This window comes from Reyranella soli, from assembly GCF_007992495.1.
Classification (GTDB): domain Bacteria; phylum Pseudomonadota; class Alphaproteobacteria; order Reyranellales; family Reyranellaceae; genus Reyranella; species Reyranella soli.
Genome location: NZ_BKAJ01000026.1, coordinates 1 through 6066, shown reverse-complemented (window position 1 = coordinate 6066; position 6066 = coordinate 1). Strand labels below are relative to the sequence as shown.

The 6066-nt window shown below is 66.5% G+C and carries 6 protein-coding genes; 4 read left to right on the top strand and 2 right to left on the bottom strand.

Translation table 11 applies throughout. From position 1 onward, the window contains the following. The first annotated feature begins 234 nt into the window (after positions 1-234). From gcvA to RSO01_RS06930, 3 genes are read left to right on the top strand one after another with little or no spacing between them, the layout of a single operon-like run. On the top strand, positions 235-1182 hold the full coding sequence (gcvA, locus tag RSO01_RS06940) for a transcriptional regulator GcvA (RefSeq protein ID WP_147147557.1): 948 nt from the start codon (positions 235-237) through the stop codon (positions 1180-1182). Positions 1183-1195: 13 nt separating this feature from the next. Continuing rightward, positions 1196-2128, top strand: coding sequence for an alpha/beta hydrolase (locus RSO01_RS06935; protein ID WP_147147556.1), 933 nt, complete (start codon positions 1196-1198; stop codon positions 2126-2128). A gap of 13 nt (positions 2129-2141) precedes the next feature. Next, a complete protein-coding gene (locus RSO01_RS06930) occupies positions 2142-3758 on the top strand; it encodes a thiamine pyrophosphate-dependent enzyme (protein WP_147147554.1) in 1617 nt (538 codons plus the stop codon). Between the two features lie 9 nt (positions 3759-3767). Here the strand turns inward: RSO01_RS06930 and RSO01_RS06925 are convergent, their stop codons facing one another. Continuing rightward, the gene (locus tag RSO01_RS06925) at positions 3768-4118 is read right to left on the bottom strand and encodes a hypothetical protein (RefSeq protein ID WP_147147552.1); all 351 of its coding nucleotides are present in this window, start codon (positions 4116-4118) and stop codon (positions 3768-3770) included. Between the two features lie 68 nt (positions 4119-4186). After that, on the bottom strand, positions 4187-4864 hold the full coding sequence (locus tag RSO01_RS06920; protein ID WP_147147550.1) for a Crp/Fnr family transcriptional regulator: 678 nt from the start codon (positions 4862-4864) through the stop codon (positions 4187-4189). A 153-nt stretch (positions 4865-5017) separates the two neighbouring features. On the opposite strand from RSO01_RS06920, the gene RSO01_RS06915 reads away from it, so the two are divergent. Next, a partial coding sequence (locus RSO01_RS06915; RefSeq protein ID WP_147147548.1) for an amidohydrolase family protein occupies positions 5018-6066 on the top strand: 1049 nt, incomplete at its 3' end.

The following is a 6066-nucleotide window of genomic DNA, read 5'->3' as shown; positions in this document are numbered from 1 at the left end:
TGCTCTAGTACCCGGAATCACAGATGCCTGATACGGCGACGCTGTCATCCCAAGCGAAGCGAGGGACCTTTCCTACGGCCTCGAAGGTCCCTCACTCCGTTCGGGTGACAGTCGTGGCTCACTGTTCGGTGATAGTCGGTGCTAGGGGCCGTCATCGCCAGCCCGAGAATCGCTCATCCAGCCATTCGGCTTACTCTCTTGTCGTCGCGGCTAGCCTCTTCGATTGTCGATGACATGGCGTATCGGCTCCCGCCGCTCAATTCGTTACGCCTCTTCGAGGCTGCCGGCCGCCATTTGAGCTTCAAGGCCGCTGCAGATGAGCTCAACCTGACACCAAGCGCTATCAGCCACGGCGTCTTGACGCTGGAAGCGTGGCTTGGCGTCGACCTCTTCCTGCGCGGCAATCGCGCGCTCACGCTGACAGCGGCCGGCGCCGCCTACTTGCCGCAGGTGCGCTCGGCCCTGGAGATGATCGTCGGCGCCACCAACGCGGTGCCGGGACGCAAACCCACCGGCAGGCTTGCCGTCAGCGTCTCGCCGACCTTCGGCGTCCGCTGGCTGCTGCCTCGGCTCGTGCGGTTCAGCGACCGCTACCCCGACATCGAGGTTTCGGTCGACACCAGCCATCGCCTGGTCGAGTTTCCACGCGATGGAGTCGACGTCGCAATCCGCATGGGCCGCGGCGACTGGCCGGGGCTTGATGCGTGCTGTCTCGTACGCGAGACGCTGGTCCCGGTCTGCGCCCCTCGGCTCGCCGCCCAGATCAAGTCGGCCGACGACCTCGGCGGCAAGGTCCTGCTCCACGTCGTCGATGCCCGCGAGGACTGGGCCGCCTGGAGCAAGCTCGCTGATGTCGAGCTTCCGCCACCGGTGCGCGGACCGCGTTTCGACACCATCCAGATGGCGCTGGAGGCGGCGGCGGCGGGACTGGGCATCGCCATGGGGCGCCTGCCATTGGTCGAAGCCGAACTCGCCGCCGGCCAGCTCGTCGCGGTGCTCGGTCCGCCAAGGCTTTGTGCGACAGGGTATTGGCTGGTGACTGAGGGCCAATCCCGCACTCGACCTGAAGTCACCGCGTTCCGGAAATGGATCAGCCGTGAGCTTTGCGACGCCCCGGACTTGTCGGGCGGGCCAGTTCCACGCCGCGGACAGCTCGCCAGAATGAGCCGCATGTCGGCTTGAAGTGGCGGTCCGGTTGCCGAAAGCTGGCGGCAACAAGCACGAGGAACGCCATCACATGACCGCCACCCAGCTCGACAGCCTCGTCACCCTGCTGCGCTCGCGCGCGGCGCCGCCCGACTATGACGTTGCCCAGGCACGAACGCGGTTCGAGAAGACCGCCGTCTTCCTGGGCGGGGCGCCGGACGCCAAGTGCGAGAAGGTCGATGCCGGCGGTGTGCCGGCCGAATGGGTCTCGGCGCCGGGCTGCGACACTGGACGGGCGATCCTCTACCTGCATGGCGGCGGCTATGCCATCGGCTCGCTCAACACGCATCGCCGGCTCGCCTACGACATCTCCGCGACATCGGCCGCCAAGGTCCTGCTGATCGATTATCGACTGGCACCGGAGCATCCCTTCCCGGCCGCCGTCGACGATGCAACCTCGGCCTGGCGCTGGCTGCTGCAGCAGGGGTTCGCCACCAACCGTTTGGCGATCGCGGGCGATTCAGCGGGCGGCGGACTCACCATCGCCACGCTGGTCAACCTACGCGACAAGAAGCTCGGCCTGCCGGCCTGCGCCGCCGCGCTCTCGCCCTGGGTCGACCTCGAGGGGCTGGGCAACAGCATCACGACGCGCGCCGCGCAGGATCCCATGGTCCAGAAGGACGGCCTGTTGTGGATGGCCAAGATGTACCTCAATGGCAAGGATCCCAAGACGCCGCTTGCGGCGCCCTTGCATGCCGACATGAAAGACCTGCCGCCGGTTCTGATCCAGGTCGGCAGCGCCGAGACGCTGCTCGACGATGCCATCCGCATCGCCGAGAAGATGCATGCCGCCGGTGTCGATGCGCGGCTGACGATCTGGCCCAACATGTTGCACGTCTTCCCGTTGTTCGCCCCCGTGCTGTCGGAGGGCCGCGATGGCTGCATCGAGATCGGCAACTTCATCCGCAGCAAGACCGCGTAGAGGAGTAATTCCAATGCCACGCATGACCGGCGGCGACGCCATCGTCGATTCCCTGCTGCGGCACGGCATCGACACCATCTTTGGCCTGCCCGGCGTGCAGATGTATGGCCTGTTCGACGCCTTTGCGCGCAACGCCAACCGGCTGAAAGTGATCAACGCGCGGCACGAGCAGACCACGGCGTACATGGCGCTGGGCTACGCGCAGTCGTCCGGCAAGCCGTCGGCGTTCACGGTGGTGCCGGGCCCGGGTGTCATGAACACCATGGGCGCGCTCACCACCGCTTGGGGCGTCAATGCCCCGGTGATGTGCATCACCGGCCAGGTGCCGAGCGCCATGATCGGCCGCGGCCGCGGCCAGCTCCACGAGATGCCGGACCAGCTCGCCACGCTGAAGACGCTGTTGAAGTTCGCCGAGCGCATAGAGCATCCCACCGACGCGCCGCAGGTCATGGCGCGCGCCTTCCAGGCGATGACCTCGGGGCGGCCCGGACCGGTCGCTGTCGAGATGCCGTGGGACATGTTTTCGGCGACGGCGGACGTGACGCCCATCGACCCGCTGGGCAAGCGCAAGAACCCGGAGCCCGACGCCGACAAGATCGCCGCCCTGGCCAAGCTCGTGGATGCCGCGAAGGCGCCGATGATCTGGATCGGCGGCGGCGCCGTCGACGCCGGCCCGGAAATCCTGGCGCTGGCCGAGAAGATCGGCGCGCCGGTCGTATCGTTCCGCATGGGCAAGGGCGTGGTCGATTCGCGCCATCCGTTGTCGCTGAACACGGTCGGCGGCTTCGAACTGTGGGACAAGACCGACCTTCTGATCGGCATCGGCACGCGCCTCGACACGCCGATCGCGCGCTGGGCGCCGGCGCCGGCCGGGCTCAAGACGGCACGCATCGATCTCGATCCTGCAGAGCACCGCCGGCTTGCCGTCAACGTGGCGATCGTCGCCGATGCGGCCGACGGGGCGCGCGCGCTGACGGCCGCCGTGTCACGCAAGGACGGCAAGGACTGGCGCGCTGCCATTGCCGCGGCCAAGGAAGCGGCCCACGCCGCGATCGCCAAGGCTGACCCGCAATACTCCTATATGAGGGCGATCCGCGAGACCCTGCCCGACGACGGCATCGTCGTCGATGAGGTGACGCAGCTCGGCTACATTCTCTGGTACGGCTATCCGGTGCATCAGCCGCGTCGGCTGGTGAGCTCGGGCTTCTCCGGCACGCTGGGCTACGGCTTCCCGACGGCGCTGGGCGTCAAGGTGGCGAACCCCGATCGGCCGGTCGTGTCCGTGACCGGCGACGGCGGCTTCCTGTTCGGCGGCTCCGACCTCTCCACCGCCAAGCAGTTCGGCATCAATCTGGTGACGGTGTTGGTGAACAACGCCTCCTACGGCAACGTGAAGCGCGACCAGGAGCGGCTCTATGAAGGCCGCCACTCTGGCGCGGTGCTGCACAATCCCGACTTTCAGGCCTATGCCCGCTCGTTCGGCGTGCCGGCCTGGCGCGTTGAGACCGCCGACGCCTTCCGCGGCGCCCTGCGCGAGGCACTGGCCGCGGATTCGCCGGCGGTGGTCGAGGTCGTCTCGGACATCAACAAGGACTACCCGCCCTACAAGTTCCACCAACCGCGGCTCTGACCCGAAGTTTCAGTGCGGGCAGGGCACGCCGACGTACTTCTGCTCGGCGACCGAATAAGCGACCGGCCCGCACGGTGCGGCCTTGCCGGCTTCGGCCTTGGGTGTCGGCGCGGTGCAGGGCACGCCAACATACCTCTGATCGGCGACCGAATAAGCCACCGGCCCACACGGCGCGGCCTGGCCGGCCTCGGCCTTGGGCGCCGGCGCGGTGCAGGGAATGCCAACGTACTTCTGATCAGCATTCGAATAGGAAACGGGTCCACAACCGGCCTGTGCCTGTGCTGGCGCCGACCCATCGACGAGGACGACTCCCGCCAGCGCGATCGAGGCCACGACGGAAGCCAAGGTGATGACGCGCATCGCAATCTCCTCTGCGGGTTGAACGCAGTGACGATTGCAGGACCGATGGCGACGTTCTGCGAAGTACTTCACACATCGAAGATTCTTTTTCGCAACGCACGGATGTCGCGGACCGTCAATCGCTGACGCCCCAGTTCGACGATGCCCGCCGCACGCCAGGCGACGAGCTGCTTGCCGACGAACTCGCGCGACACGCCGAGCATGCGCGCGAGGTCGTTCTGGGTGATGCGCAGCGTGACCGGCGAGTCCGGCGCACCGGTTGCCTCGCTCAGCATCACGATCTGCTTGGCGAGGCGCGTCGGAACGTCCAGCAAGGCGGCGTCCTCGAATACGTCCGTGATCCGCCGCAAGCGGTTGGAGATGAAAGAGATGATATGGATCATTGCATCCGGCTGCTGCCGGAGGACGGGCAGAAACTTGTCGCGACGGACATGGATCAGCTCCGATGTCTCATGCGCCACAGCAGCCGCGCTGCGGCCCTTGCCGTCGAGCATGGCCAATTCGCCGAAAACCTCGCCACTGCCATGCTTGTTGATGATGAGGTCACTGCCCTTGGCAGATTCCGCGACGATCAGGATGCTGCCTGTCAGAACGCCGTACAGGCCGTCGCCGGGATCGCCCCGGCGAAACACGATCTCGCCGGCCTGGAAGCGCTTGACGGGTGCCCGCCTCAGGAGTTCGCGCGCTTGGTCCTCAGCCAGGGCGCTGAAGAGTGGATGGCGGGCAAAGAGGTCCGGAGGTCTCATCCCCGCGTGAGGCTATCACCCGACCTTTCGGCCTTGTGTGAAGCACGTCACATAAGCATTGCTGGTGGTCTGCCCTAAACGCCTCCAGTTTCATCATCCAAAATACGTGGATACGCCATTGATGTATTCTTCCCAGCCAACGCAGGAGGAAACATGGCGAACGCCCCCACCGTCGAGCGGCAGCGCCGCGCCTATGTGCCCAACGATGACTGGCTGGCCAAGCGGCCGAAGGAGCCGATCCTCGAGCCCGACCTGCCGATCGTCGATCCGCACCATCACCTGTGGGACCACGCCAATCATCGCTACCTGCTGGAAGAGCTGCTGGCCGATACCGCCACCGGCCACAACATCACCCATACGGTCTATATCGACTGCCGCTCGATGTACCGCGCCGACGGGCCGAAGGAGATGAAGCCGGTCGGCGAGACCGAGTTCGTCAACGGTGTCGCCGCCATGAGCGCCAGCGGCCTCTACGGGCCGACACGAGCCTGCGCGGGCATCATCTCCTATGTCGACATGACGCTGGGCGCGCGCGCCCGTGAAGTGCTCGAAGCGCATGTCGTTGCGGGCAACGGCCGCTTTCGCGGCATCCGCCATTCCGGCGGCTGGGATCCCAGCCCCGACGTGCGCAACGCCCACACCAACCCGCCACAAGGTCTCTACGCCCAGGCCGACTATCGCGCCGGCGTGGCCGAACTCGGCAAGCTCGGCCTGACCTATGAGGCCTGGCAGTACCATCCGCAGGTCAAGGAAGTGACGGCGCTGGCCAAGGCCGTGCCGGGCACCACCATGATCCTGAACCACTGCGGCGGGCCGCTGGGCATCGGCCCCTATGCCGGCAAGACGGATGCGGTGTTCGCCGCCTGGAAGGCGGACATGACCGAGCTGGCGAAGTGCCCCAATGTCGTGGTGAAGCTGGGCGGGCTCGGCATGGACATCGGCCCGTTCGTCGAGCACATGCAGCGTCCTGCCCCGCCCTCCTCGCAGGACATTGCCGACGCCTGGGGGCCGTGGATCAAGACCTGCATCGACGCCTTCGGCGCCGACCGGAGTATGTTCGAAAGCAATTTCCCGGTCGACAAGATCTCGAACGGCTACGCCACGCTGTGGAACGCCTTCAAGCTGATGGCTGCCGGCGCGTCGGCAGCTGAGAAGACGGCGTTGTTCAGCGGCACGGCCAAGCGCGTGTACAAACTGTCATG